The following is a 25,686-nucleotide window of genomic DNA, read 5'->3' on the forward strand; positions in this document are numbered from 1 at the left end:
CATCTGCTCCTGCTGAATTTAGATCATTAGCGTTTACGGACAACGTTGAGCCCATCGCGGACGGTTAAAAACACATTCTCAACGTCAGGGTCGTTCGCGATTCGATGGTTGGTTTCTACCAGTATATCGTCTAATTCTGACTCGGGCTGCAAAACTTTGCCCGACCAGAGGACGTTGTCGAGTATAATCAAGCCGCCGGAGCGCGTGCGTTTTTTGACTTCTTCGTAGTATTCAAGGTAGCTGCGTTTATCGGCATCAATAAACGTAAAGTCCAGTTCGTAATCAATGGTATTGAGCGTTTCCAGGGCGCGCCCGAATGCGACATCGATTTTATGGCCGTGTTCGCTTCGTGCGAAAAATGATTTGGCCATGTCAATTGCGCGTGGATTGGTTTCACAACAGAGTAAACGTCCATGATCCGGCATGCCTTCGGCAATCGATAAGGCAGAATAGCCTGTGAACATGCCAATTTCGAGCGCGTGTGTCGGTTGCACTAATGACGATAGAAGCTTGAGTGTGCGGCCAACCAAACGCCCAGACAGCTTCTGGGGCCACCCCATTTGAGCATTGGTGGTGTCAATGAGCTCTTGGAGCAGTTCGGGTTCTTTTTGAGTGCTAATAAATGCGTAATCTTCTACGGCTTCATCAACGAGATAGTCGGGCATGGGTCACCAAAGGCAGCAAAGGATGTCTTAAGCAGAAGATTGTATCATTAATTACGTGATAGGAGCGGCTTTGTCGTACAATGGCGGGCGAGTATCTAAAAGAGGAGTGTAAAAGTGGATCCCGTCTTTATTTTTTTGTTAGCCGGTGTGTTTTCTATGTCAGCTGCACTCAGTGCGGGCGCATTGAACAAACTACCCGAAGAGCAAAAGCCTAAGTTGTTACAGTCGCAACAAGGGTTGGTGTTTGTGATGGTATTAGGAAATGTATCTGCACTGACATTAATCGGTGCATTGGCCTATGGTTTTTCGCGTTTAGACTGGTGGATTCCTTTAAGCAGCGTGTTTGTTTCTTTTCCAGTCGCGCACTTTTTGGTGCTGCATAAGCTTGGAGACCTGCGTAATGTGTTCATTTCTGGTGCGGCGGCGTTGATTTCAATCCCTGTACTTTATGTCATGTGGTGAAGCCTGTGTTTTTTGCTGATTGAAAAATGGACTGAAAAAAATCCAGACATGCTCATAATTTTTCTTGAAAAATCAAAATTTAATTTTGATTTTACTTTGATTTATCAAGATTAAAATTTGATTTTTTGCCGATTATTCAAAAAGAGATCTTGATTGAAAATATTTCTTGATGAATGAATTATTTTAGATTGGATATTTTTTGATCGGCAACCTTGTTCATGTCTAAAGGAGCTAGTTTATTGAAAACACAAAGGTTTGCCGTATAGAGCGGCAAATTTTTGCCGTTTTTATAGGCTAAAAAAAAGTTGAATATAGGCGGCAGACTCGGTGATAATTAGCATTGGAAAGTTTTTATCCTGTGCTAATTAAAGTTGGCCTGTAATTTGCGTGTGAATAATAAACGGCCGTTAGATACAGGCTTTGACCTTGAGAACCTATCAAAACTATGTTGACTGTTAACAACATGATTGTCGCCCTCGATATCGGGACATCTAAAGTGGTATGTCTTGTGGGTGAACTACGCCCGGATGGCACTATTGAAACAGTTGGCGTTGGCACCCACCCATCGACAGGGTTAAAACGGGGCGTCGTTGTCAATATTGAATCCACCGTCAGTGCTATTCAACGAGCCGTTGAAGAAGCTGAGTTGATGGCGGGTTGTAAAATTCACTCCGTCACGGCTGGGATTGCAGGCAGCCATATCAATAGTCTCAATTCACATGGCATTGTGGCTGTGCGTGACCGTGAGGTAACAGAGCAAGACCTGGAACGAGTGATTGATGCCGCCCGGGCGGTTGCTATTCCGGCTGACCAAAAAATCATTCATATTCTTCCACAAGAGTACATGATCGATAACCAAGAGGGCATTAAAGAGCCTCTGGGAATGTCTGGTGTTCGCTTAGAAGCGAAAGTGCATCTGGTAACCGGTGCAACGAACGCGATTCAGAATATTGAAAAATGCATTCGTCGCTGTGATTTAGAAGTTGATGCCATCGTTTTGCAACAGTTGGCGTCAGGTTATTCAGTGCTGACCGAAGATGAAAAAGATCTAGGCGTTTGCATGGTTGATATTGGCGCAGGTACGACCGATATAGCCGTGTTCACAGCGGGTGCTATTCGTCATACGGCGGTGATTCCAATCGCTGGTGATCAGGTGACCAACGATATTGCAATGGCACTGCGCACCCCGACTCAGCATGCCGAAAAAATTAAAATTAAGTATGCTTGTGCTTTATCACAGCTAGCTCAAGCAGACGAAACCATACAAGTGCCCAGTGTTGGGGATCGTCCTTCACGTAACTTATCACGTCAGTCATTGGCCGAAGTGGTTGAGCCGCGTTATGAAGAACTCTTCAATCTGGTTTTGACCGAACTTCGTCGTTCCGGTTATGAAGATATGGTGGCGGCAGGAATCGTATTAACGGGTGGCACATCTCGCATGGAAGGTGCTGTTGAACTTGCGGAAGAAATTTTTCATATGCCTGTGCGTTTGGCCGTGCCTGATGGCGTTCGCGGGATGGAGAGCTTACTGCATAATCCTGCGTATGCCACCAGTATTGGCTTGCTGCACTATGCAAGGTTGTCTCAAGGCACGGTGAATGAGTCAGGTCTAACGGTGCCTGAAACAGCTCGGCATCCGGTTGAAATACCCCCGAAGAAAAAAATGATGCAAAAAATCAAGACATGGTTTCAAGGCAATTTTTAATGATTTACACCCACCAATAGAGTGGGAAAAAACCTGGAGGTAATAAATGTTTGAACTGTTGGATAGCGTGCCGCAGAGCGCGGTGATCAAAGTGATCGGAGTGGGCGGCGGTGGCGGCAACGCTGTTGAGCACATGTTGATCTCTGAGGTAGAAGGTGTTGAGTTTATTTGTGCAAACACCGATGCTCAAGCGCTTGCTAAATCAGCGACGCGAACGGCTTTGCACATTGGCAGTGAGTTGACCAAGGGATTGGGTGCCGGTGCAAACCCAGATGTTGGACGCCTTGCAGCACAAGAGGATCGTGATCGTATTGCTCAGTCTTTGTCGGGTGCTGATATGGTGTTTATTACGGCAGGCATGGGCGGTGGCACGGGGACAGGTGCTGCGCCAATCGTGGCTCAGGTGGCGAAGGAAATGGGCATTTTGACCGTTGCCGTTGTTACTAAGCCTTTCCCATTTGAAGGGCGTAAGCGGATGAAGATTGCTGAAGATGGCATCCGTGAATTGCAAGAAAGCGTTGACTCACTAATCATCATTCCAAACGAAAAATTGCTGCCAGTACTGGGTCGTAATACCAGTTTGATCGAAGCATTTAAGATCGCGAATGATGTCTTAAGAGGCGCTGTTCAAGGGATAGCTGATCTGATTATTCGTCCAGGCATGATTAACGTTGACTTTGCGGACGTGCGCACCGTGATGTCATCGATGGGCATGGCCATGATGGGAACGGGTGTTGGTCGCGGTGATGCTCGATCCACGATTGCAACAGAGGCTGCAATCAACAGCCCATTGCTTGAAGACGTGGATTTAAAAGGGGCAAGTGGCATCTTAGTGAACATTACCGCAGGGCTGGATCTCAGTCTGGGTGAGTTTACTGAAGTGGGTAACATCATCGAAGAATACGCTTCAGATACCGCTACCATTGTAATAGGTACGGTTATTGACCCTGAAATGAGTGATGAAATTAAGGTCACTGTTGTAGCAACCGGTCTATGCAAGGCTCAAGAAGTCAAGCAAGTGGTGAACAGCGGTATGCGCATGCGTGCAGTCAGAAGTGCATCCGTTTCGACACAGGTTGAGATGCCCAGCGGAATGAGACCTGCTCGTCGCGAAGAGCGTTTTCAAGTCAAAAGAGCCGAAGAAAAAAGCGCCAGCTCAGAGCCCACTAAGAGAACTGGCACGGACGATATGGAGTTTCTAGATATACCTGCTTTTTTACGTCGTCAAGCTGACTGACGTAACTTTTTAACCATCCAGGTTAGCCGCCCTAGTTTTAGGGCGGTTTTTTTGTTTAAGCGAAATGCTTTTCTTCATGGGTAAATGGACAGGTAAATATCAGCTCCGATGCGGTTAGCTTTAACCCTTGGGTGTTTTTATTCCCTTTTCCATAGCGAGGGTCTCCTATGACAGGGTGGCCAATCATATCGAAATGACGGCGTATCTGATGCGTTCGCCCCGTTTTTAGTTCTATTCTTACATGGCTGATATTTAAGGTGTCATCATAGGCCATGCATTCGTATAAAGTGTGTGCAGGCTTTTCGTCTATAGGAAATGCCATTTCTCCTTTACTATCGACTTTGCCAAGCACTTCGGCCGTGTAAATTTTGCGTATTTTATGCTCGGTAAACAGTGAGGTTAATGCCGCGGCACTTTTGGGTTGGTGGGCAATGAGCATTATTCCTTGCGTTTCTTTGTCTAAGCGATGGATAAGAAATACGGGGCGTTGTGTGGCGACTTCTACGTATCGCAGCAGAGATAAATGGTCGCCAAATTGTGTGCCCTGTGACATAACGCCTGCGGGCTTAAACCAAACGCTGTAAAAGCGGTTTTGTTCTAGGCAGTGTATCCCGTCAGGCAGTGCCAAGCTCAACAAAGCGTCGTCATAGTAAATTGACAGTACATCGCCGCTTCTCAGGGGTTCTTTGATTCGCCTCAAGCGCAGTTGTTTTTTGCGTTTTAACCAAACAGCACCTTTACTCATCGCATCTTTGAGTCGAAGCTTTGGTAAGTTCGTGAGTCGACTGAGAAGATCAATGGCGAGGATGCCTTGGTCATCAGGGGTCAGTTGATAGGTTACTTTAATGGGCTGAGTCACATCCAACACCTATGATGGCTTAAAGGCCGTGATTTAAATTGATTGGTGGGTATTATAGAGTGTTATTTTGTGGACTGTCAGGAAATTAGCCTATGAGTTTGGCTCGTCGTTCATTTTTTGAGTACCGACGTTTTTGGTTTTTTGGTTTGCTGCTGTTGCCCATTTTAATGGTGTTAACAGCTTGGCAGGCCTACCATTTTGCAAAAGAAGAGGCCTTGGCAAGAGCCCAAGAGCGGTTGAGCTTGTACGCCAGTAGCTTTGAAGGAGCCATTGAAAAATTTGATTACTTACCCTGGATGTTGGCCAAACAACCTAGGGTGCAAAACCTGCTAACCGATATGGAAAATCACGAACATATCGAACGTATTCAAGATTTTTTGGTGAGTGCCCGAGACGCGTCCGGTGCAGACACACTCTATTTATTGGACACTGAAGGGCTTACGTTGGCTTCCAGTAATTATTTGGAAGAGGGTAGCTTCGTTGGCAATAATTACGCTTATCGGCCCTACTACTTAGATGCAGTGAATCACGGTCGGGGTGAGTTCTTTGCGATTGGAACAACAACAGGGTTGCCGGGTTATTTCTTATCACAGCAGGTTGTCAATGCCGCAGGGCGACTGTTAGGAGTTGCTGTCGTCAAAGTCGATCTAGAGCCTTTACAAGCGGACTGGACCTTGGCAGCTGAGCATGTTTTGGTGATCGATGCGAATCAGGTTGTAGTGTTGTCGAGCCATCCAGGTTGGAAGTACAAAATGCTCGCGGAGTTGTCTGAAGAGCAGGCGCTTTGGATTCAGCAGGGACGTCAGTTCTTTGATGTGGAGTTGCAACCTCTAGGGCGCGAATACGACAGTCATTATCGAGTGTCGGTTGGTGATGAGCGGGATGCGGATTATGTGATGGCTGAATATCCATTAACTCGGTTAGGCTGGACAATTGTCTACATGGTTCCAGTTCAATCGCTTTATAAGGTGTCAGCCTTGGTGACAAGTCTTGTTCTGGTGCTCTATGTGCTCCTTTTAATGGGAGGTTTATGGCTAAGGGAGCGCAGTCGACGAACGCAAGCGGCTCTGGTTGCAGAAAAAGCGCTTAGAGAAGCAAATGATACCTTGGAGTTTCAGGTGCAAGAGCGAACCGCTGAGCTGAATGCTCGCAGTCTTGAATTGCAGAATGCTCAACGCGAACTGGTGCAAGCGGGTAAGTTGGCGGCCTTAGGCACCTTATCTGCCGGGATAGCACATGAACTTAATCAGCCGATTACGGCTATTCGAACCTACACGGCTACGGCCAAAAAGCTTCTCGATACTGAGCGCTATGCATCCGTTGCGCCCACGCTGGATAAGGTATTCACGCTGATCGATCGCATGAGTCAGATTATTACACAAATGAAAGTCTTTGTTCGAGAATCTCCTCAGCAGTTACAGCCTGTGAATTGGGTGGATCGATTGCATTTTGTCTTAGATATGCTGAGTGCACGAATCGACACTCAGGCGGTTGAAGTGGTGCTTAGGTTGCCGAATGAAGCTTGGATTAGAGCCGATGCCACGCGGATAGAGCAAATTTTATTAAACCTACTCAGCAATGCCTTAGATGCAACGGCGACTTTGGGTCATGCGAAAATTGAAATTCAATTATGGCGTCAGGATGAGCACTGGATACTCAGTCTGGCTGACAATGGTGAACACTTCGATGAAGCACGGATTGATCGACTGTTCGATCCCTTTTACAGCACAAAAGCAGCCGGAGAGGGCATGGGGTTGGGTCTCTTCATATGCTACGGGTTGATCCAAGATATGGGTGGACATATTCGCGTTGAACGTGCGCACATGGGTGGTGCTGCCTTTGAAGTTAAATTGCCTGCAATCGATAGTTTAAAATGTGAGATATCCTGATGACAGTAGATACATTAAAAATCGCAATGGTGGATGATGATCCGGCTGTGCTGGAGGCGACCACTCAATGGTTAGAGTTATCGGGGCTTACTGTCAATGCTTGGTCAGATCCAGCTAAGGCATTGCTAGAGATAGACGATCAGTATCCTGGCGTTGTTGTCAGCGATATTCGTATGCCCAACATGGATGGGCTGAGTTTTATGGACGCGTTGCATAAAAAGAGTCCACAACTGCCTGTAATTTTGCTGACAGGTCAAGGGGATATCCCGATGGCGGTCGATGCAATGCGACGGGGAGCTTGGGACTTTATCGAGAAGCCCTTTGACCCAGAGCGCTTGGAAGAGGTCATACGTCGAGCCTTGATGACGCGTCAATTGCAACTTGAGAATGCAGCGCTTAAGGAGCAAACAGAAGACTCGCTAGCTAGAATCCTCATGGGCAATAGTGGATCGATTCAGCAATTGCGTCATCACATACGTCGCTTAGCCTGTACGCAGACCCACGTGTTGATTCGGGGGGAAACAGGGGCAGGTAAAGAAGTGGTGGCGCGTTGTATCCATGAAGCAAGCACAAGACGTGAAAAACCCTTTGTTGCCATTAATTGTGGGGCCTTGGCAAAAGATTTAATTGAATCTGAGTTGTTTGGCCATCAGAAGGGAGCATTTACCGGTGCCATCGAAAAGCGTGAAGGCAAGTTAGAGCTGGCCAGTGGTGGGACGCTTTTTTTGGACGAAATTGAGTCAATGCCGATGGACGCTCAGATCAAGTTGCTTCGAGTCATTCAGGAGCAGCAGTTAGAGCGTGTAGGTAGCAATACCTTGATACAGGTTGATTTACGCATTGTTGCCGCGACTAAGGTGGATTTGTTGGAGTTGTCGGCCAAAGGTGCCTTTAGGGAAGATTTGTACTATCGTTTGGCCATTGCCGAGTTGTCCATTCCTCCTTTGCGAGATCGTAAAGAGGATATTATGTTGCTGTTCAGGCATTTTGTTCGCCAGACCTGTGATGTGCATGGGGTTGAACTTCATGAGCCAGATTCGGCTTATGTGCGTCAATTGCTGCAGAATGTTTGGCGTGGCAATGTGCGCGAGTTACGAAATGTTGCAATGCGATTTGCACTAGGGCTGTATCATCAAGATGAAGTCGCTCAAGGTGAGGAAGGTGGATTGGCCGATTTGGTTGCCGCCTACGAGCGTATTTTAATCAGTCAGTCCTTGGTTCGGCATCAGGGTAATATCCAGGCCGTTATGGACGAGCTAAAGTTGCCGCGACGAACATTAAATCAAAAAATGTTGCGCCACGGATTGCGCAGAGAGGCGGTGTGTTCGGATGATGGTTCCTTTTCTTGAAACCCATAAGCAATAAATGGCCGATGCTGATTGCGCAGGTAAGCCATTTGTTGCCTAGAATACACCTAATCGAAGTGCTATCTGCTCAAAATAGAAGGTCTTGTTTATACAAAACAATAGATTAGATGATGTTGGCACATTTTCTGCTTTAACTAAGACCGATGTGTTGCTCCCTTGTGTCTGCACATTGGGAATGCCCTCATTCTCAAAACAATAATATTCGGTTTATGCAGATGAGGAATAAAGATAATGAAACTGTCTAAGCGTACACTTCTAAAATCTGCTTTGTCCTTAGCGTTAGCCACTACCGTAGGTTTCTCTGCAACTGCCTCCGCACAAACGGGTGGTGCTTCCTACATCATGGCAACGGCAACAACGGGTGGTACTTACTACCCTGTCGGTGTTGCATTGGCCACGCTCGTTAAAGTGAAACTTGAGCCAACGATGGGCATCAGTGTTTCAGCCATCAGCTCTGCAGGATCAGGCGAAAACCTTAAGCTAATGGATGAAAATCAAGTTCAGTTTTCAATCCTCCAGGGGCTTTATGGTGGTTGGGCTTGGACGGGAACAGGTGATGTACCTAAGCAGTACGAAAACATTCGCTCTGTCAGTATGTTGTGGCAGAACGTTGAACATTTCGTAATCCACAATCGCCATGTAACGACTGGCACGATTACGGACATCGGAAATTTGGGCAACAGCGGTTTCTCTATTGGCGCTCGTAACTCCGGTACAGAAGGGTCAGGTCGTCAGATTCTGAAGGGTGTGGGCATTGATCCTGATTCGCTGAATTTGGCCTACATGGGCTACGGTCCTTCAGCAGAAGGCATGCAGAATGGAACGATTCGCGCGATGAATATTCCTGCAGGCGCTCCAGCGGCGGCTGTAACGAGTGCTTTTGCCAATATGGCACGCGATATCAAGGTGCTGGACTTTACCGATGAGCAAATTCAGCAGGTTAACTCCGACTTTGAGCTTTGGACACGCTTTGTTATCCCAGCAGGCACCTACCCAGGACAAACCGAAGATATCAACACGGTTTCTCAACCGAATATTCTAGCGGTTAATGCCGATGTTCCTGAAGAGCATGTTTACCAAATCACGAAAGCGATGTACGAAAATTTACCCTTCCTAAACAATATTCACCCAGCCACACGGGATATGGCGATTGAAAAAGCGATAGAAGGCCTACCTTTACCTTTGCACAAGGGTGCAGCTCGTTACTTGACAGAGCAAGGTATCGACATTCCTGCTCGTTTGCTAGTGGACTAATACTGGCATAGCTGCTTCGGGGTTAAGGCTCCGAAGCAGTCCTTGATGATATAAAAACAAGCGAGACGCTCATGAACACACCTTCAGACTTATCATCCATTCGTGATGAGGATGCTCCTGTTTCCAACGAACGCGAGCAGCATCCTATACTGTCCAAAGTTTTTTACGGCTTAGCCATTATTACTGCGCTATGGCACATTTATACCAATACCCTTGGCACTGTCTCAGAGCTTTGGAATAGCGTGATACATTTTGCGGCTTTTGGTTTGTTGGCTGCGCTGACAATTCCCGCTATTAAGACCACCCAGCAACGTATGGGGCGAGTTGTATTGGCTGTGGACATCCTTTTGGGTTTGGCAGCTGTTTCGTGCGCGCTGTATCTGATGTTGTTTGAGAACAATCTCTATGCGCGAGGCGTGGTGTTTAATGGATGGGATTGGTTTTTCTCAATTTTAGCCGTGGCGTTGATTCTAGAGTTTGCTCGACGAGCAACAGGATGGTTTATTCCAACTTTGGCCTTTGTTGCACTAACCTATGTTCCCGTTTGGGGTGCTTGGGTCAGTGGTATGTTTCACTTTCCAGGGCTGACTTGGGAAACCACACTGTACCGTAGTTTCTTTGCTGGCGAAGGGATGTTGGGGTCTATTGCCAATATTTCCTGGTCGTTCGTATTTATGTTTATTCTCTTTGGTGCCTTTTTAATTAAGTCGGGTGCGGGGGACTTTATTATTGATATTGCCAAGGCTGTGGCTGGACGCTTTATTGGTGGACCAGGTTTGGTTGCTGTGTTTAGTTCTGGCTTAATGGGATCGGTTTCGGGCTCATCTGTAGCCAATACGGTATCAACCGGGGTGATTACCATTCCATTAATGCGTAAGGCAGGTTTTCCACCAAAATTTGCAGCAGGTGTTGAGGCCGCCGCATCAACGGGTGGTCAGTTAATGCCGCCGATTATGGGGGCCGGTGCGTTTATTATGGCATCTTACACCCAGCTGCCTTACCTCACGATTATCGCCTATGCGGCTCTGCCTGCTTTGCTGTACTTTTTATCGGTTGCAATGTTCGTTCGCGTTGAAGCGCGTCGCTCAGGTGTGCAAAAAGTGGAAGAAAACCCGCCAAAGGTGATTGATGTCTTCAAGAAGGGATGGCATTGCTTATTACCTATCGCCGTATTGGTGGCAGCACTGATTTATGGATTTACACCCACGTATTCAGCGGGTATTGCAATCATATCGGTGATTGTCGCCTCCTGGTTATCAAGTAACCCAATGAAATTGAAGGACGTGATGGATTCGTTGGTCTTGGGTACGCGCAACATGGTGACCACCGCGATTCTGTTGCTAACGGTCGGCTTGATTGTCAATGTCGTTTCAACGACGGGTATAGGCAACACCTTTTCATTGTTAGTCACGGATTGGGCAGGCGGTAGTTTGTTCATTACCATCGTGCTCATTGCGTTAGCGTCTTTGATTTTAGGCATGGGGTTACCGGTTACTGCAGCTTATATCGTGCTGGCAACTTTATCGGCACCCGCACTTTATGTATTAATTGCTGAAAGTCAGTTGCTGTCTTTATTAATGTCGGGCCAACTACCGCAGCAGGCTCAAGCCATCTTTATGCTCGCGGCACCGGATGCTATGAGTCTATTAAGTGCGCCAATGGATACGGAAACTGCCCAGTCTTTGTTGGCTGCTGTTCCGCCAGATTTTAAAACAACCCTGTTACAGCAAGCACTGTCTCCGCATGCATTGGGGATGGCACTCTTGTCCGCACATATGATTATTTTCTGGTTGTCACAAGACTCAAACGTGACGCCACCAGTATGTCTGACGGCGTTTGCTGCTGCCGCCATTGCGAAAACCCCTCCTATGGCGACAGGCTTTACAGCTTGGAAAATTTCAAAAGGCTTATACATTATTCCGGTGTTATTTGCCTACACCAGCTTCATTGGCGGCAGTAACATCGAAATACTTAAAATATTCTTCTTTGCTTTGTTTGGTGTCTATGCGCTGGTTGCAGCGATGGAAGGCTATTTGGAGCATCCATTGAATCTGTTTCTACGAGCCGTATTAGCCGTGATTGGACTCTCCATGCTGTGGCCACATGGCATGCTTCTGGTCGATGTCGCGGGCTTGATTGCGTTTATTGCAATGTTTGCTTGGAGTTACAAAACCAATCCACCTAAGTTGCAGGCGGCTTAATCGGTATGACGTTAATTGAAGCGATTATATTGGTTGCCGTTGGTGGATTAACCGGTTTTATGAATGTGATATCGGCAGGCGGGTCTATGATTACCTTGCCAGTGCTCATGTTTATGGGGTTGGATAGTGCAACTGCGAATGGGACGAACCGAGTCGGGATCGTTTTACAAAATGCAACCGCTGTAACGCGCTTCAGAAAAGCAGGGCACAAGGATGTGCGGCTTGCCTTGAAATTGTCGATTCCGGCTGTGTTAGGCTCTTTGTTTGGCGCATGGCTTGCCACCCAGGTTGGGGATGCGTTATTTCAATGGATTTTGATTGTCGTAATGGTGGGCTGTTCAATCCTGATGGTAATGCCACAGCCTAAGAATATTCGTACTGAGCCGCTTAACGACAGCCATTTAACCCCAGCGGTCTATTTGGCAATGCTGGTCATTGGTTTTTATGGTGGGTTTATTCAAGTGGCAGTTGGCATCTTGTTTATTGTCATGTTGTACCGACTCCTGAAAATTGACTTGGTTCAGGTCAATATCCTCAAGGTTTTGATTGTGCTGGTGTATATGGTGCCGGCACTTGGCGTTTTTATTTACTCAGGTCATGTGGCTTGGAGCTATGGTTTGGTCTTGGCTGTGGGGAGCATGTTAGGCGCTTGGATGGCCGCCAGGGTAACCTTAAGTCCTGACGGTGCCAAATGGATTCAGCGTTTCACCCTAGCGGTTATTGCGATCATCATTGTAAAACTGATTATCGATCTCCTTTAATGAGGTAGCTTTGCGTTTACAGGTACATGCGGAGCGCCTACACACGATTGATCGGTAGCTCAAGGCTTTCTTTCACGCTTTCCATCACGATATAGCTTTTAGAGTTTTTGACTCCAGGTAGCTTCAATAGCATATCGCCGAGCAATTCACGGTAGTGCGAAATGTCTTCTAAACGGGCTTTGACCAGGTAGTCCGCATCACCTGAGACCAAATGGCACTCAAGAATGTAGGGTAACTCCATAACGGCTTTACTAAAGCGCTCGAACGCATCAGCGGATTGATAGGATAGCGAAATCTCGACAAACACCAGCATGTCATACCCCAAGAGGGTTGGATTGACATGTGCGTGGTAGCCCATAATGAATTTATTGCGCTCAAGCCTCTTTACGCGCTCCATGCAGGGGGTTGTGGATAATCCTACGCGATCAGCTAACTCGGTATACGAAATACGGCCTTCCTTTTGCAATACATTGAGAATGTGGCGATCAATACGATCTAACTTTTTAAGATTGTTGTTTGAGGGCTTTTCCATCTGAATTTTCCTGTTTTTATAAGTTTTTCAGAAGAATTACTGGATTCGTGAGTAATTATAAATAATGTTTCTGCTAATTCTGTCTTAAAATAAGAAATAAATCTATGGCCGAAATAAAAAATGATCTAGAGAGAGGCAGTCTTTGTCGGGTTGTTTACAATAGGCGTTGCCTAGCCGAAAAGGGCTGGTAAACGAAGGCTTTAAATCTACATAAATCTACAGGTTAAGGAAATAAACAGATGTCTAATAAAAGCATTATTTCAACTGAAAACGCGCCAGCGGCAATCGGTCCATACTCTCAAGCGGTTAAAGCCGGTGACACTGTCTATTTGTCGGGTCAAATCCCTTTAGATCCAGCCACTATGGAAATGGTCACTGAAAGCTTTGAGGCTCAGGCTGTGCGCGTGTTCGAAAACTTGAAAGCGGTTGCGGAAGCAGCCGGCGGATCATTGAATGATTGCGTCAAATTAACCATTTTGTTGACTGATCTAGACAACTTTGCCGCTGTGAACGAAATCATGTCTCGTTACTTCACAGCACCTTACCCTGCGCGTGCGGCGTATGCGGTAAAAGCCTTGCCAAAAGGTGCCGATGTTGAAGTCGAAGGTGTCATGTACTTAGGTTAATCGACAGCAAGTTCAGGAGCAGGATGAATGGCACGAAATCTTCGAGCTGAAGTTAATTTGGCGGCGATCCGTCATAATTATCAGTTGGCTAAATCTCAAGCTAAAATGGCGAAAGCGGTTGCGATTATCAAAGCAGATGCATACGGACACGGGGCTGTTCAGGTGGCTAAGAGCTTGTCTGGAGTAGCAGATGCTTTTGGTGTCGCGGCGATTGAGGAAGCGCTGGAGCTCAGAGAGGCAGGTATTGAGGAGCCGATTTTATTGCTTGAAGGTTTTTTCGAAACCGACGAGCTTAAGCTGATTATTCAGCATCGTTTATGGTCGGCCATTCATAGCCTTGAACAGATCGATCGATTAGAGGCGTTCCTAGACGCTCATCCAACCGAAGGCTTGTGCCTTTGGTTGAAAGTCGACTCTGGAATGCATCGATTGGGTATTCATCCAGCCGATTTTAATCAGGCCTGGTCACGTTTGCAGGCGCGCAGCGAAGTTGCAGAGCTAGTGGTCATGAGCCATTTTGCCTGTGCCGATGAGCCAGAGCGTCAAGACACGTACAAGCAGATTGAGGCAATGTCTCGCTGCTTAGAAGGGGTTGATGCGAAGGTCAGCTTATCAAATTCAGCCGGTGTCATGCACTGGCCGCAAGCGCATTACGATTGGCTGCGGCCGGGCATTATGCTTTACGGCGCAAGCCCCTTTGCGGATGGGCATGCGTTGGAAGCGAGCCAACAACCTGCCATGACATTGACAACACAGGTCATCGCCATACGTGAGGTACCGGCTGGAGATGCTGTCGGCTATGGTGCCAGCTTTGTTTGTGATGTGCCTATGCGCATTGGTACCTTAGCGGTGGGATATGCCGATGGCTATTCCCGACATGCGCCTGCTGGAACGCCAGTAGTGGTTAATGGGCAGCGTACTCGGATTGTGGGACGTGTTTCCATGGATATGATCACGATTGACTTAACCCATCACGCTGATGTTCAAGTGGGTGATTCGGTGGAGTTATGGGGAGAGCAGTTGAGCATTAATGAAGTGGCTAAATACTGCAACACCATTCCATATACTCTACTCAGTGGCCTGACGCGTCGAGTCAAGCGCATCTACAAAGATCAATAGTTCTCAAGAGGGAGGGGTATCCCTCCCTTACTCTTTTTCACATTTATTCAAGTAAGCGGTTCAAGAGCTTTTTCACCAACTCTGGTTCAAATGGCTTGTCTAGCATAGCGTTTACCCCGCTTTGGGCAACATTGCTGAGATGCGTATGACTCGCTTCCGAGGTCACCATCAAAACGGGGATGTGCGTTAGTAATGCATTGTCACGTATATACTCGGCAAGCTGCAGCCCATTGATTTCAGGCATGTTGTAGTCAGTGACGATTAGGTCAAACGTCTCGTCGTGCAGGATTTCAATCGCAGCCGCACCATCCTCCGCGTGGGTGATGTTTTCAATGCCGAGATTTTTCAGCACGCGCGTGATCATTTTACGTGCCATTTTGCTATCGTCGACAACCAATACTTTAAGCGTATCTGGGTCATAGCATTGAAGATCGAGTTCGCTGGTACTGAGTAAATCCAGAGTGGCGTTTATGGCTGAGCGGATGCCTTCTCGCGTAAAGGGCTTGGGTAAAATAGCGATCACGCCGGATTGCTTGAAGGTGTCTAGCTGTTCGTGACGTGTCTCGCTGGAAATGAGCATAAAGGGAATGTCTATCCAACTAGGGTCAGCTCTTAGCGCCTCTAGAAAATCATCAGCATTTCCATCCGAAAAATGAAGAGCGCTGATAATCAAATCGGGTCGGATGCTCGAAATCGATGCCAATGCATCTTTTATGGATCGAACACCGTCGATTGAGGTTACGCCTTCATCAGTCAGCTGTTGAGTAATTATTTTGCGTTGAACGGCTGAAGGTTCAGCCAGTAAAACATTCAGCTGCGATGCGGACAACGTTCGCATATGAGACTCCTTTTACACAGAGTGAGTCATTGAACAATAAAGGTTTATTTCACAATTTACCAATCTAAATCATCGGGTATTGCATAATCAGCGTATTCTGCCTCTTCTGCTGCGATTTGTTTCTTCCGTTCCTCTTCATCTTGGACAACCGCAAGCGGATCACGCTGAATAATGCGCTTAGCAATCTCTGTTGGAACCAAAACAAACTTGGCCTCGACGGCCACAAGCGTGAGTTGTTTAAGCGCTAACTGCTTTTGCAGTGCGCTGTCGATCCAAATGTGTTTGACTTTGCTGTCATAGATAAAGTTATAGCGCACATCCGCCTGCGAAGGCAGTCGAACCTGGTGTTGTTGAGCCAGTTGCTTGATTTCAGCAAGCGCCGCTTTCCGGTCTTGTTCTTTTTTGCGCTGTTCATTCAACAGACGGTCTTTTTCAATTTTCTCTAGTCTAGCGGCTTCAAGGTGTTGAGCGGTTGCTTGATCACTGGGCGCTTTTTTCTGTTTTTTTTGCTTGCGCTGATCTAACTCAACCTGTTTTGCTTGTTTTTTTGATGCAACGCCTGCTTTCAGAAGTTGATCTTTTAAAGATCCTGCCATAGTCGAATTCCAAAACAATTCATACAGTAAACGCTTACTATAACATAGATGTAAAAGAGGGTAAGCGTCACAAGCTGACTTCATTGAGAGAGGGAGAGGATGTAAGAGTTGGGTCAATAAACCTGTGATAAAATTTGCAAAAAGCCTTTTTCCTGCTTATACTTCGCGCCTGTTAATTGAGATTAGCAGCTACGCAATGGTAGCTCTGCCGGTCCTTTCGCAACGATAAACCGTGAACCTGGTCAGGCCCGGAAGGGAGCAGCCACAGCGGCGATCTCGTGTGCCGAAATGTGGCTGGTGGAGCTGCCTCCAACACCTTCCTTCTTTAGTTGTTTCCGATTTAACTTCCTGTTTTATACCCTGTCTATTTTATGTAGAAAGCAATGGTTACCGCGTATGAGCCTTGATGCCAAATACGTATCGGACAAGTCTGTCTGAGCCCTAATGATTCCGATTGTTTTAAGTACGCGGCGCGCTTTATTACGTCCAAAAATACCGAATAATATGAAAATAAACAGGTGCAGCAAAGCAAACTGAATCAATGCGATCAAGCATGCCACCATGTCCTTGAATCATCGCGCCCCAATCTTTGACACCTCTGTCTCGCTTAATGGCTGACATAACAAGGCCGCCAGCAAAGCCAAGGGCATTGACTATTAATGCAATGATAAGGGCTTCGCTGAAGCTAAACGGCGTTATCCAATACAAAGCGCCGCCCACTAAGGTTGCTAAAAACACACCACCTACGAGACCTTCAAGGGTTTTGGAGGGCGATAGGCTTGGTGCGACTTTGTGTTTTCCCAGAAGTTTTCCGCAAACATATTGGAAAACATCAGAGAGTTGAACCACTAAAATTAGCCAAGCGATTAACAGTAAATTGCGTCCTTCGTAGCCAGCTATCTCAAGTGTTAAAAGTGCAGGTACAGAAGAGATGCAGTAGACAGCAATCATCAAGCCCCATTGAACCTTGGCTGTGCGCTCCAGAAAGTGATGCGTGTCACCACCAATCGAAGCCAGTATTGGCAGAAGCAAAAACACATACACTGGAATGAAAATCGAAAAGAGACCATACCAATCTATAGCGATTAAAAAATATTGTAGGGGCAGGGCGAGATAGAATGCGACGAGTAAGGCCCAATAGTCCCCACGTCGTGTGGGTAAAAGTGTTAAGAACTCACGCAAAGCATAAAACGAAATGCCTAGGAAAAGTAAAATGACTGCGTATTTTCCGGCTGCAAATGCAACGCCCAGAACGAGTACCATTAACCACCAGGCGTAGATGCGTTGATTCAGATTGTCGATGACGGCAGTCTTGCCTTGTTTCCAAACAAGAAACTGGCCAATTAATGTCGCCAAGAGTAAAAAAGCACCCAGTCCTACAAAAAGTAACAGCGTCGTTTGATTCATGTCGGTATGTCCTGTTGTAGAGCGGTAAGCGCTGTCGTGGCAAACTCTAAAGTGGTTGCTTTGCTTGTTTTTGGTGCAACACAAAACCGGGGGCCAAAGTTCAATGTGCACAGGAGAGGCAAAGGAAGTGGGTAGCCTTTCGGCATTGCACGGTTCAGATTGGTGATCCAAACGGGTTGAAGAATAAGGCTCGGATGTTGCTGGGTTAAATAGTAAAGACCGGACTTGAATGGGAGTAAGTTCGCATCTGTTAGGTTGCGTGTTCCCTCAGGAAAAAATATCAGTGAATCACCTTGGTTTAAGGCTTCGAACAGCGGTGCTAAAGGGTTTTCGCCAAGGGTGTTACCCTCGCGAGAAATCAATACGCCATTGAATACCTGATGGATAAGAAAACGTCTGAGTGGTGTTTTATCCCAATAGTCTGCGCCAGCAACGGGTCGTGTTTTTTGTCTAATGTGTGCAGGAAGGGTTGCCCAAAGCAGTACAAAATCACCATGACTGGTGTGGTTTGCATAATAAAGGGTGGGCTTGGAGTGTTGTTCAAATGAAAATTCTCCGTGCGCTCGGGCACCTGTAATAAACTTCGCTAACCCGAGAATCAAACAGCGTAATAAAGTGGCAAGCATGTTTTAGCAACCTCGTTATTCTGATTTGTTAGCGTCTTCAATGCCTTTGCGGATGCGGTTGAACAGTGTGAGTAGCAACAGAAGCAGTGTTATTAATAAAACTAGATTGATAAATCCTGCGGAAAAAAAGCCCAAGGCATACCCCAATCCTAAGCAGCCGAAAACAAATGCGCGATCACTTTTGCCCATTGGGCCATCGTAGCGACGTGTTCCGCCAATCATAGGGCCGAGAACACCTGCATATTCACTGAGTAGCGCCATAAAAATGATCGCCAGTACCAGTTCAGAGTGAACGCCCAGCAATAAGGCAAAGGGTAGGTAAAGCGCTGCATCAGAGATGAGATCGGCCAGTTCATTGAGGTAGGCACCTAGATGGCTCGCTTGCTTGAATTCGCGTGCTAGCATGCCATCAATGGCATTTAAGCCCATGCGAAAGAGCATGAGCAGGGGTAGGAATGCAAAAAGCAAGGGAGTGTCGATGTTGAAAAAAAGCAGGGTGCCAAAAGCAACAGATATAAGCGCAGCCAATAGAGTGACTTGATTTGCCGTCACACCCCGCTCATACAGGAGGCTGACAGTAGGCCTCAGAAGGTCTTGGAAACGGGATTTTAACTGATAAATTGAAAATGCCATTATGCGTCCTTGTCATTTTTCGACTTAATGAATCCTACCATGGTGTAATGATTTAAGGATAGAAAAAGATTCTGGACCTGAAGGCTTTAATGGGGTTTAGAATATGGAGTGCATCTTGCGGTGAGTCTTCTTAAAAGTCGATGACTTGCACTGGCCTGAAGCCAATCTGTCGATAGGTTTAGCTTGCGGCCTTGTTCTTCAAGAGCTGCTCGCCAAGGTTGGTCATAGCCTTCCAAAAATATTTGCACCGCACCTGGGGCGCGTTCTCCTTCACCAAGGCAAAGACCGTAGAGGCGACAAGCCTCAGCTGAAAGCCAGTGTTGGTCCATTTCTAATATAAGATCCTTTTCTGTCCTCGCTTGGAAGGCGGGAGTGGGTTGTGCCTGTAACCAACAGTCTATGACGTATGCCAATAGATAGCTTTTATCCTGAAAGTGATTATAGACAGTGGGTTTGGACACACCTGATGCTTTGACCACCATATCGACAGAGGTCCCTTTGATGCCATGCTCAAGGAACAAAGGCAGGGCCGCTTGCGCTATTTGATCTTTTTTTGAGTTTTGTGCCATGGTTAGGACTTGAATTCTCTGATTAATTGATTGAAACTATACTAAACCGTTTAGTTAAAGTCTAGGTCTCTCAGACCTCTGGGCTTCTACCGAGTTGACCCGTTTGAAATTCAAGAGAGGTATCTATGATACGCAGTGAAAATGGCTATTTTGGCGAGTTTGGGGGACGTTATGTTCCTGAGATTTTGCTTCCAGCATTAACTGAGCTGGAAAACATGTTTAATGAGCTGCGTGATGATCCAACCTTTTGGCAGGAGTACGTCAGCCTCTGCCAAGAATTCAGCGGTCGTCCAACACCGCTTACGCCTCTGCGTCGCTTGTCGCAAGAGTTAGGTGGCGCTCAAATTTGGTTAAAACGCGAAGACCTAAATCACTCAGGCGCCCACAAGGTGAATAATGCGCTGGGGCAAGGGCTGTTGGTCAAGCGTATGGGTAAAAAGCGTATTATTGCAGAAACGGGCGCGGGTCAGCATGGCTTGGCGACGGCGATCGTTGCTGCACGTATGGGACTACAGGCGACCATCTACATGGGTGCCGATGACATCGAGCGGCAGTATTCCAATGTATTCTGGATGCGCCAGTTAGGTGCCGAAGTGGTTGGTGTCGAAACAGGTGCGCGCACCTTGAAAGAAGCGCTTGATGAGGCCCTGCGTGATTGGGCTGCAACCGTTGAAACGACCCATTATGTGCTGGGTACTGCTTGCGGTCCGGCGCCTTTCCCAGAGCTTGTAACCTATTTCCAAAGCGTGATTTCGCAAGAGATGCGGGAGCAGGCCTTAAAGCAGATTGGTCGATTACCAGATGAAGTCGTGGCCTGCGTTGGTGGCGGCTCAAATGCACTGGGTGCATTCTCTGCCTTTTTTGATGATAAAGACGTCGCGTTGGTGGGTGTAGAAGCGGGCGGGATAAGCTTTGAAAAGGGTGAGCATTCAATTCGCATGCTCCCTGATACAGCTGAGCCCGGTATTGCTCAGGGCTACAAAACCTTATTCCTTCAAGATGAAGATGGCCAGTTGGGGGATACACACTCTATAGCCGCAGGGCTTGATTATGTGGGTGTTTCGCCTATTCTGGCGCACCTGTCGCAAACAGGTCGTGTGATTCCTGAAAGTGCGACGGACAAAGAAGTTACAGACGCCTTTAGTCTTCTGATGAAGACCGAAGGCATCATTCCCGCTCTAGAAAGTTCACATGCATTAGCGGGTGGATTTAAGCGCGCTAAGTCGATGAGACCTGATCAACACTTGGTCATCAACCTCAGCGGTCGTGGTGATAAGGATATTTTTAATATTGCTCGAGCCTTTCCTCAGCCGGAGTGGCCGGAGTTTCTAAAACGCGAAGCTGCTCGTTGTCAGAAGCAGGTTGATGCTGCGAAGGAGAGTAACTGATGTTTCCGAAACAGAATGACAGACTTCAAGTGATGTCTCACGCTGTGGTGGGGTTCCCGACACTCGATGAAAATGAAAAAGCCATTGCTGGCTTGGTCGCCAGTGGAGTGAACCTAATCGAACTTCAGGTTCCTTTTAGTGATCCGGTGGCAGATGGGCATACACTGGTGAATGCCTGTTACCATGCGCTAAAAAACGGAGGCTCAGTGCGTGCGACCTTGGACTTATGCGCGAAGGTCTCTAAGCAGCATCCCGACGCCAGCTTTATTCTGATGAGTTATCTGAACCCGCTTTATCGTTATGGACTTGAGCGGTTATTTCGTGATGCCGCGGCGGCTGGTTTTAAAGGGATGATTATCCCTGATATGCCAGTGGAGCAGTTTGAACCACACATGCCGCTGCTTGATGAGCTGGGCTTGGCTCCGATCTTGATGGTGACGCCGAATACTCCAGACGAGCGTGTTGCTCGTATTGCTCAGAGTGCACGCGGCATGGTGTACGTGGTTTCACGCATGGGAGTGACGGGCAAGCAGACACATTGGGATGATGACTTCCGTGCCTATGTTGCGCGTATCCGTCGGTATACCGATCTGCCCTTAGCCATCGGCTTTGGTATTCGTTCAGCCGATGATTTGAAAGCTTTAACGGGGACTGCTGAAGTGGCTGCCTTCTGCTCAAAATACATCGAATGGCAGCGAGATGATGGCAGTGAGGTTGCCGCTCAAAAGATGAAAACCTTGCTGACCGAAGCTGAATTGGTGTAAATCATTTGGTTTGATCACTTACCGCAGCGCACGCCTGCGGTGAGTGGTGTGTATTCGGTTTACGCGCAGGAGTAACCGCTTACAGAGTCTTCGATGTTCATTTCTTAACGGCTGGAAACCCTCGTTGTGGCTCATAATAGGGTAACCAGTACCAATGCTCTAAATTCTCCGAAACCCAGGAATTTATGGTTTCATCAAGTTTATCAGCGATCTTCTTTGCTTTTTCTTCCTTTGACCCTTCAAACGTTGACGGTTGAATGAGTGGCTCAACAATTGCTCGGTAGTGGCCTTTGCCGTTAGGTAAAATATAGGCGGGTAAAATATCCAGCTCATGTTTGATAGCGAGCCTCGCTGCAAACCATCGATTGCCGGCATACGGAATGTTTCGTCCTAGGCTGGGTGCTGAAACATAACCGTCACGCATTTCGTCGATAAAGAGCACTGAATTGCTGCCATTACTGAGTGCTTTGCTAATTTGGCGCATGCAGGATGGAGACGTTGGAACGAGTTCAAGAGGTATTGGCCATTTATGGCGTGCTTTTAAAGCCAAATGCTCTCTAACTGGGTTATCGGGCGGTAAGTAAAGATCACAGCAAGGACGTTGAAGTAAGGCGGCAACATGACCAATAAGTTCCCAGTTTGATAAATGGCAGCTCACCACGATCACGGGTTTATCGATTGAGTCTAGGATCTCCCCTCCCGATATTTCGATTTGATTCTTTTTAATAATCTTTTGTTGCACCATGAATTCGGCATAGATACGACCTATTCGCGAAATAAATGCGATAAGGTGTCGTTCACGTTCTTCGGCATCTTGAATGTCACACAAGTGCTCTAAGTTTTTCCTTAATCGATCTATCCACAAACGTTTTGCTTTAATGGCTTTTTGGGCTTCTTTATTACCCAAGTAGGCCCCAATGTCAGATGTCCAATTCACTGGCAGAAGGGCTAGGCACTTTGCCATGAGGTATTCGGCTTTTTGCGCGGTGGTCCAGTGTCTAAATGCCTGCATGTTTATCTCCGTGTTAACTGCATAGGCAGCCCGCCCTTCGGGCGAAGCGTTAAGCGGCACTCAATCTTAACCTCGTGGTTAGGCTTTACGTGTGCTTGAAACGCTTGAGCAAGTGTTGCGATGCATAGAATGCCCTCCGTTAAGCCAAAGCGCATCCCCAAGCAGACACGGCGACCCACGCTAAAGGGAAGATAAATGAATTTATCCGGTCGAGGGTTGCCTGGTAAAAATCGCTCTGGGATGAAGTGATTGGGTGCTTCCCAAAAGTCGACATGACGATGCAGTAGCCAGGGAATAACCAGAATAATCGAGTTTTTCTCAATGGGTCGTCGCCTGATTTGGTCTTCAGCCCGTGCTTGTCGGCTTAATAAAGGAACGGGAGGATATAAACGCATGGTTTCTTCAAAAACGGCGCGTGTGTACGGTAAGTTGGGAACATCATCGAGGGTTGGAGTACGACCACCTAAAACGCTGTCTAATTCAGCATGAAGTTTTGCCGCCACCCGAGGGTTGTGATCCAGTAAATACCAAGTCCAAGCCAGTACATTGGCTGTGGTTTCATGTCCAGCCATAAACATAACAATTGCTTCATTACGAGCCGCGAGACGACTTAGCGGGCAACCTTGTACAGTGCCATCGCGCCCTTTGTGTCCATCGACAAACAGCGAAATTAAGGAGAATTTTTTAGAGGAGGTTTGGGCTTCTTGTCGGGCAATAATTGTGTCAATGACCTCATGAACACGTTTGCCTGAAGTTTTGCAGTGATAACGTTTGATTGGATTGGTAAGCTTGCGTAAAAAGGGCAGGCCAAAGGTATCGGCTAGGCCCAATTGTTCAATATTGTGTTGATACTCAGAAAAGCCTTGGACAACTTGGGCGGCTTCCTCATCGCTGGTTTCATCACCAAATACGGTTCGACCAATGATGCGTGCGGTAAGTCGCGCCATTTCATTGAGCATGTCCACTTCAGTGTTGGGCGGGAGGCTTGACCAGCGCTCAGACACTTCTTTACAACATTCGGTCATGATGTTGGCATAATAGGGGAGTAATTCATTTTCAAATGCTGGGCTGCAATAGGCGCGTCGTTCTTTCCAAAGATCACCATCGCTTACAAATAAGCCATCACCCAGTAAGGGCTCCAGCGCGCTGCGCATTTGCGGGCCTTTTTGATCATAGTTATCGTGCTGATCGAGAAATACCTGACGAACGGTGTCAGGGCTATTGCAGACAAAATAATGTTGGCGTAATAAGCGTGCCGTAAAGATTTTCATTTGATACGCGCTATCTGGCCACATGGATAAAAGATTGGTGCGGCCAGCGAGAACCATCCAGATGTAATGTCCCCAATTGCGCTGAGTGCTGACTTTTACCGGTTCAGGCTCATCAATCCATTGGGCTTTTTCAGGTAAATCAGGGAGCGTATGCATTAAGGTCATTGTGGGTACTCAATTGATTCTAGTGGACAATTCTTATGTCCGAGATCAAAGGTTTGTTAAGGGGATAACGTGGCTTCTACTGTAGCATGGCTTTGTTTTTAGCTCAAAACTAACTCGAAGTTACGCTTTATTTACTTGAGCTATCTCAATTTACTGGAGTGAGTGGAGCTGTACTTGAAGAAAGTTATAAAGAGTGTTTTTTGCCAAAATTCGATAACTCCTGCCTAGGCTTTTTTCTCACAATGGGGTCATTAAGATACTCAGTAGGCGTTAGAAACAAGACTTTGTATTTATGAGTCAAGACGTCTAGGGTTTTAGTTGTAAATAACAAAGGTAAAAATATGTATCGCTTTCGTCAGGTGGTCGGATCTAACACCTATGGTTTTAAGAGTCTTGGGGAGTTGATGGCTAAAGCAACGCCTGCACGCTCGGGCGATTACCTAGCAGGGGTCGCCGCACAATCGGCTGAAGAGCGTGCCATTGCCCAAATGACATTGGCTGATGTGCCTCTAAAAATGTTTTTAGAGGATCTGTTGATTCCATATGAAGAGGATGAAATCACACGATTAATTGTCGACAGTCATGATTTAGAGGCATTCCAGCCAATATCACACCTAACCGTAGGTGGCTTCCGTGAATGGCTCCTAAGTGATTACGCAACATCAGAACGGCTTGAGCAAGTGCGCTTAGGGATTACTCCCGAAATGGCCGCCGCTGTCAGTAAGATCATGCGCAATCAAGATTTGATACTGGTGTCTAAAAAGTGCCAAGTGAGCACTGGTTTTCGAAATACCTTGGGGCTGCCAGGGCGTTTGTCCACACGTTTACAGCCCAATCATCCAACCGATGATTTAACGGGAATTGCCGCCAGTATTTTGGATGGCCTGATGTACGGCAGTGGTGATGCGGTTATTGGGATTAACCCCGCCACCGATAATGTCGCACAAGCCTGCCGGTTGATGCGCATGATGGATGAGGTGATTCAGCACTATGAAATTCCGACCCAGTCCTGTGTTTTGACGCATGTGACCAATACGATAGAGGCAATTGAACAGGGCGCTCCGGTTGATTTGGTCTTTCAATCTATAGGAGGTACTCAAGCCACCAACGATAGTTTTGGGTTTAATCTCGCAACCTTGGCTGAAGCACAGGCCGCGGCTTTATCCTTGCAGCGAGGCAATGTTGGCAACAATGTTATGTACTTTGAGACGGGGCAAGGCAGTGCTTTGTCCGCCAATGCCCACTTTCAATTGGATCAGCAAACCTGCGAGGCAAGAGCTTATGCCGTTGCTCGATGCTTTAGCCCGCTTTTAGTCAACACGGTGGTCGGCTTTATTGGTCCAGAGTATTTGTTTGATGGTAAGCAAATTATTCGAGCGGGGTTGGAAGATCATTTTTGTGGAAAACTGTTGGGTTTGCCTATGGGGTGCGATATTTGTTACACCAACCATGCGCAAGCCGATCAAAATGATATGGATAATTTGTTAACCCTGCTGTCCGTTGCAGGCTGTACCTTTGTGATGGGGATTCCAGGGTCGGACGATATTATGCTGAATTATCAAACCACGTCTTTCCATGATGCACTGTATATCCGTCAAGTGTTGGGGCTGAAACCTGCGCCTGAATATGATGCGTGGCTTAAGCGGGTGGACATTGTCGATGCGCAAACGGGCCGTTTAAGCTCGCAGATGCCAAGTGCTTTCCGTTCTTCTCTTGGTCGATTGTTAGGACATTAACTTA

General features: G+C 47.0%; 24 protein-coding genes and 1 other RNA gene. 14 read left to right on the forward strand and 11 right to left on the reverse strand.

Annotated features, from left to right (window positions below):
- Window positions 1–26: 26 nt before the first annotated feature.
- A complete protein-coding gene (locus F5971_RS00970; RefSeq protein WP_193493527.1) occupies window positions 27–665 on the reverse strand; it encodes an O-methyltransferase in 639 nt (212 codons plus the stop codon).
- 114 nt (window positions 666–779) lie between these two features.
- Between F5971_RS00970 and F5971_RS00975 the strand changes: the two genes are divergently transcribed.
- The 3 genes from F5971_RS00975 (at window position 780) to ftsZ (ending at window position 4,069) form a co-directional block, all read left to right on the forward strand.
- Entirely contained in the window at window positions 780–1,127 is a 348-nt protein-coding gene (locus F5971_RS00975; RefSeq protein WP_036506516.1) for a hypothetical protein, read from the forward strand.
- Between the two features lie 445 nt (window positions 1,128–1,572).
- The gene (gene ftsA, locus F5971_RS00980; protein WP_036506518.1) at window positions 1,573–2,832 is read left to right on the forward strand and encodes a cell division protein FtsA; all 1,260 of its coding nucleotides are present in this window, start codon (window positions 1,573–1,575) and stop codon (window positions 2,830–2,832) included.
- Between the two features lie 46 nt (window positions 2,833–2,878).
- Window positions 2,879–4,069: a cell division protein FtsZ gene (ftsZ, locus tag F5971_RS00985; protein ID WP_036506521.1), complete on the forward strand. Its 1,191-nt coding sequence runs from the start codon at window positions 2,879–2,881 to the stop codon at window positions 4,067–4,069.
- Window positions 4,070–4,124: 55 nt separating this feature from the next.
- Here the strand turns inward: ftsZ and F5971_RS00990 are convergent, their stop codons facing one another.
- Window positions 4,125–4,928: an RluA family pseudouridine synthase gene (locus F5971_RS00990; protein WP_193493529.1), complete on the reverse strand. Its 804-nt coding sequence runs from the start codon at window positions 4,926–4,928 to the stop codon at window positions 4,125–4,127.
- A 92-nt stretch (window positions 4,929–5,020) separates the two neighbouring features.
- On the opposite strand from F5971_RS00990, the gene F5971_RS00995 reads away from it, so the two are divergent.
- The 5 genes from F5971_RS00995 (at window position 5,021) to F5971_RS01015 (ending at window position 12,400) form a co-directional block, all read left to right on the forward strand.
- Window positions 5,021–6,817, forward strand: coding sequence for a sensor histidine kinase (locus F5971_RS00995; RefSeq protein WP_193493532.1), 1,797 nt, complete (start codon window positions 5,021–5,023; stop codon window positions 6,815–6,817).
- On the forward strand, window positions 6,817–8,166 hold the full coding sequence (locus tag F5971_RS01000; protein WP_036506524.1) for a sigma-54-dependent transcriptional regulator: 1,350 nt from the start codon (window positions 6,817–6,819) through the stop codon (window positions 8,164–8,166). Before F5971_RS00995 ends, F5971_RS01000 begins: the two co-directional genes overlap by 1 nt.
- A 249-nt stretch (window positions 8,167–8,415) precedes the next feature.
- Entirely contained in the window at window positions 8,416–9,438 is a 1,023-nt protein-coding gene (locus F5971_RS01005) for a TAXI family TRAP transporter solute-binding subunit (RefSeq protein ID WP_036506526.1), read from the forward strand.
- 71 nt (window positions 9,439–9,509) lie between these two features.
- On the forward strand, window positions 9,510–11,639 hold the full coding sequence (locus F5971_RS01010) for a TRAP transporter permease (RefSeq protein ID WP_036506529.1): 2,130 nt from the start codon (window positions 9,510–9,512) through the stop codon (window positions 11,637–11,639).
- A gap of 5 nt (window positions 11,640–11,644) precedes the next feature.
- On the forward strand, window positions 11,645–12,400 hold the full coding sequence (locus F5971_RS01015) for a sulfite exporter TauE/SafE family protein (protein ID WP_193493534.1): 756 nt from the start codon (window positions 11,645–11,647) through the stop codon (window positions 12,398–12,400).
- Window positions 12,401–12,437: 37 nt separating this feature from the next.
- On the opposite strand, the gene F5971_RS01020 is transcribed toward F5971_RS01015, so the two are convergent.
- Complete coding sequence (locus F5971_RS01020; RefSeq protein WP_036506536.1) at window positions 12,438–12,932, reverse strand: Lrp/AsnC ligand binding domain-containing protein; 495 nt, start codon at window positions 12,930–12,932, stop codon at window positions 12,438–12,440.
- 239 nt (window positions 12,933–13,171) lie between these two features.
- On the opposite strand from F5971_RS01020, the gene F5971_RS01025 reads away from it, so the two are divergent.
- Both F5971_RS01025 and alr read left to right on the forward strand, forming a co-directional pair.
- The gene (locus tag F5971_RS01025) at window positions 13,172–13,558 is read left to right on the forward strand and encodes a RidA family protein (RefSeq protein WP_036506539.1); all 387 of its coding nucleotides are present in this window, start codon (window positions 13,172–13,174) and stop codon (window positions 13,556–13,558) included.
- Between the two features lie 27 nt (window positions 13,559–13,585).
- Complete coding sequence (gene alr, locus F5971_RS01030) at window positions 13,586–14,677, forward strand: alanine racemase (protein WP_036506541.1); 1,092 nt, start codon at window positions 13,586–13,588, stop codon at window positions 14,675–14,677.
- Between the two features lie 43 nt (window positions 14,678–14,720).
- Here alr and F5971_RS01035 read toward each other — a convergent pair whose 3' ends face one another.
- Together F5971_RS01035 and F5971_RS01040 are read right to left on the reverse strand one after the other, a co-directional pair.
- The gene (locus F5971_RS01035; RefSeq protein ID WP_036506544.1) at window positions 14,721–15,515 is read right to left on the reverse strand and encodes a response regulator; all 795 of its coding nucleotides are present in this window, start codon (window positions 15,513–15,515) and stop codon (window positions 14,721–14,723) included.
- 56 nt (window positions 15,516–15,571) lie between these two features.
- Window positions 15,572–16,111: a DUF2058 family protein gene (locus F5971_RS01040; protein WP_036506547.1), complete on the reverse strand. Its 540-nt coding sequence runs from the start codon at window positions 16,109–16,111 to the stop codon at window positions 15,572–15,574.
- Between the two features lie 206 nt (window positions 16,112–16,317).
- Between F5971_RS01040 and ffs the strand changes: the two genes are divergently transcribed.
- Window positions 16,318–16,414, forward strand: an RNA gene (ffs, locus tag F5971_RS01045) — signal recognition particle sRNA small type.
- 177 nt (window positions 16,415–16,591) lie between these two features.
- Here the strand turns inward: ffs and F5971_RS01050 are convergent.
- From F5971_RS01050 to F5971_RS01065, 4 genes are all read right to left on the reverse strand, one after another.
- A complete protein-coding gene (locus F5971_RS01050; RefSeq protein WP_036506550.1) occupies window positions 16,592–17,518 on the reverse strand; it encodes a phosphatidate cytidylyltransferase in 927 nt (308 codons plus the stop codon).
- Window positions 17,515–18,144, reverse strand: coding sequence for a lysophospholipid acyltransferase family protein (locus F5971_RS01055; protein WP_193493537.1), 630 nt, complete (start codon window positions 18,142–18,144; stop codon window positions 17,515–17,517). Before F5971_RS01055 ends, F5971_RS01050 begins: the two co-directional genes overlap by 4 nt.
- Before the next feature lie 15 nt (window positions 18,145–18,159).
- Window positions 18,160–18,777 carry a CDP-alcohol phosphatidyltransferase family protein gene (locus tag F5971_RS01060; protein WP_193493540.1) on the reverse strand — a complete coding sequence of 206 codons (618 nt, stop codon included), beginning with the start codon at window positions 18,775–18,777 and terminating at the stop codon, window positions 18,160–18,162.
- An 86-nt stretch (window positions 18,778–18,863) separates the two neighbouring features.
- A complete protein-coding gene (locus F5971_RS01065; protein ID WP_193493542.1) occupies window positions 18,864–19,346 on the reverse strand; it encodes a TetR/AcrR family transcriptional regulator in 483 nt (160 codons plus the stop codon).
- Window positions 19,347–19,471: 125 nt separating this feature from the next.
- Here F5971_RS01065 and trpB point away from each other — a divergent pair, with 125 nt between their 5' ends.
- Together trpB and trpA are read left to right on the forward strand one after the other, a co-directional pair.
- Complete coding sequence (gene trpB, locus F5971_RS01070) at window positions 19,472–20,734, forward strand: tryptophan synthase subunit beta (RefSeq protein WP_193493544.1); 1,263 nt, start codon at window positions 19,472–19,474, stop codon at window positions 20,732–20,734.
- Window positions 20,734–21,498 carry a tryptophan synthase subunit alpha gene (gene trpA, locus F5971_RS01075; protein WP_193493546.1) on the forward strand — a complete coding sequence of 255 codons (765 nt, stop codon included), beginning with the start codon at window positions 20,734–20,736 and terminating at the stop codon, window positions 21,496–21,498. Before trpB ends, trpA begins: the two co-directional genes overlap by 1 nt.
- Before the next feature lie 97 nt (window positions 21,499–21,595).
- On the opposite strand, the gene F5971_RS01080 is transcribed toward trpA, so the two are convergent.
- Window positions 21,596–22,510: a lysophospholipid acyltransferase family protein gene (locus F5971_RS01080; protein WP_193493548.1), complete on the reverse strand. Its 915-nt coding sequence runs from the start codon at window positions 22,508–22,510 to the stop codon at window positions 21,596–21,598.
- Between the two features lie 2 nt (window positions 22,511–22,512).
- Window positions 22,513–23,946, reverse strand: a complete 1,434-nt coding sequence (locus F5971_RS01085) for a cytochrome P450 (RefSeq protein WP_246187736.1) — start codon at window positions 23,944–23,946, stop codon at window positions 22,513–22,515.
- A 341-nt stretch (window positions 23,947–24,287) separates the two neighbouring features.
- Between F5971_RS01085 and F5971_RS01090 the strand changes: the two genes are divergently transcribed.
- Window positions 24,288–25,682, forward strand: a complete 1,395-nt coding sequence (locus tag F5971_RS01090) for an ethanolamine ammonia-lyase subunit EutB (RefSeq protein ID WP_193493550.1) — start codon at window positions 24,288–24,290, stop codon at window positions 25,680–25,682.
- The last annotated feature ends 4 nt before the right edge of the window (window positions 25,683–25,686 follow it).

Origin of the sequence: Nitrincola alkalisediminis (genome assembly GCF_009821115.1) — a bacterium.
GTDB classification, from domain to species: domain Bacteria; phylum Pseudomonadota; class Gammaproteobacteria; order Pseudomonadales; family Balneatricaceae; genus Nitrincola; species Nitrincola alkalisediminis.

What these genes read in the sequence shown, in the direction of transcription:
- F5971_RS01055 (WP_193493537.1), bottom strand. Translation starts at nt 18,144, where the DNA reads ATGCTTGCCACTTTATTACGCTGTTTGATTCTCGGGTTAGCGAAGTTT.
- F5971_RS01020 (WP_036506536.1), bottom strand. Translation starts at nt 12,932, where the DNA reads ATGGAAAAGCCCTCAAACAACAATCTTAAAAAGTTAGATCGTATTGAT.
- F5971_RS01010 (WP_036506529.1), top strand. Translation starts at nt 9,510, where the DNA reads ATGAACACACCTTCAGACTTATCATCCATTCGTGATGAGGATGCTCCT.
- trpA (WP_193493546.1), top strand. Translation starts at nt 20,734, where the DNA reads ATGTTTCCGAAACAGAATGACAGACTTCAAGTGATGTCTCACGCTGTG.
- ftsZ (WP_036506521.1), top strand. Translation starts at nt 2,879, where the DNA reads ATGTTTGAACTGTTGGATAGCGTGCCGCAGAGCGCGGTGATCAAAGTG.
- F5971_RS01080 (WP_193493548.1), bottom strand. Translation starts at nt 22,510, where the DNA reads ATGCAGGCATTTAGACACTGGACCACCGCGCAAAAAGCCGAATACCTC.
- F5971_RS01000 (WP_036506524.1), top strand. Translation starts at nt 6,817, where the DNA reads ATGACAGTAGATACATTAAAAATCGCAATGGTGGATGATGATCCGGCT.
- F5971_RS01085 (WP_246187736.1), bottom strand. Translation starts at nt 23,946, where the DNA reads ATGACCTTAATGCATACGCTCCCTGATTTACCTGAAAAAGCCCAATGG.
- F5971_RS01040 (WP_036506547.1), bottom strand. Translation starts at nt 16,111, where the DNA reads ATGGCAGGATCTTTAAAAGATCAACTTCTGAAAGCAGGCGTTGCATCA.
- F5971_RS01090 (WP_193493550.1), top strand. Translation starts at nt 24,288, where the DNA reads ATGTATCGCTTTCGTCAGGTGGTCGGATCTAACACCTATGGTTTTAAG.
- alr (WP_036506541.1), top strand. Translation starts at nt 13,586, where the DNA reads ATGGCACGAAATCTTCGAGCTGAAGTTAATTTGGCGGCGATCCGTCAT.
- F5971_RS01060 (WP_193493540.1), bottom strand. Translation starts at nt 18,777, where the DNA reads ATGGCATTTTCAATTTATCAGTTAAAATCCCGTTTCCAAGACCTTCTG.
- F5971_RS01065 (WP_193493542.1), bottom strand. Translation starts at nt 19,346, where the DNA reads ATGGCACAAAACTCAAAAAAAGATCAAATAGCGCAAGCGGCCCTGCCT.
- F5971_RS01025 (WP_036506539.1), top strand. Translation starts at nt 13,172, where the DNA reads ATGTCTAATAAAAGCATTATTTCAACTGAAAACGCGCCAGCGGCAATC.
- F5971_RS01015 (WP_193493534.1), top strand. Translation starts at nt 11,645, where the DNA reads ATGACGTTAATTGAAGCGATTATATTGGTTGCCGTTGGTGGATTAACC.
- trpB (WP_193493544.1), top strand. Translation starts at nt 19,472, where the DNA reads ATGATACGCAGTGAAAATGGCTATTTTGGCGAGTTTGGGGGACGTTAT.
- F5971_RS01050 (WP_036506550.1), bottom strand. Translation starts at nt 17,518, where the DNA reads ATGAATCAAACGACGCTGTTACTTTTTGTAGGACTGGGTGCTTTTTTA.
- ftsA (WP_036506518.1), top strand. Translation starts at nt 1,573, where the DNA reads ATGTTGACTGTTAACAACATGATTGTCGCCCTCGATATCGGGACATCT.
- F5971_RS01005 (WP_036506526.1), top strand. Translation starts at nt 8,416, where the DNA reads ATGAAACTGTCTAAGCGTACACTTCTAAAATCTGCTTTGTCCTTAGCG.
- F5971_RS00995 (WP_193493532.1), top strand. Translation starts at nt 5,021, where the DNA reads ATGAGTTTGGCTCGTCGTTCATTTTTTGAGTACCGACGTTTTTGGTTT.
- F5971_RS00970 (WP_193493527.1), bottom strand. Translation starts at nt 665, where the DNA reads ATGCCCGACTATCTCGTTGATGAAGCCGTAGAAGATTACGCATTTATT.
- F5971_RS01035 (WP_036506544.1), bottom strand. Translation starts at nt 15,515, where the DNA reads ATGCGAACGTTGTCCGCATCGCAGCTGAATGTTTTACTGGCTGAACCT.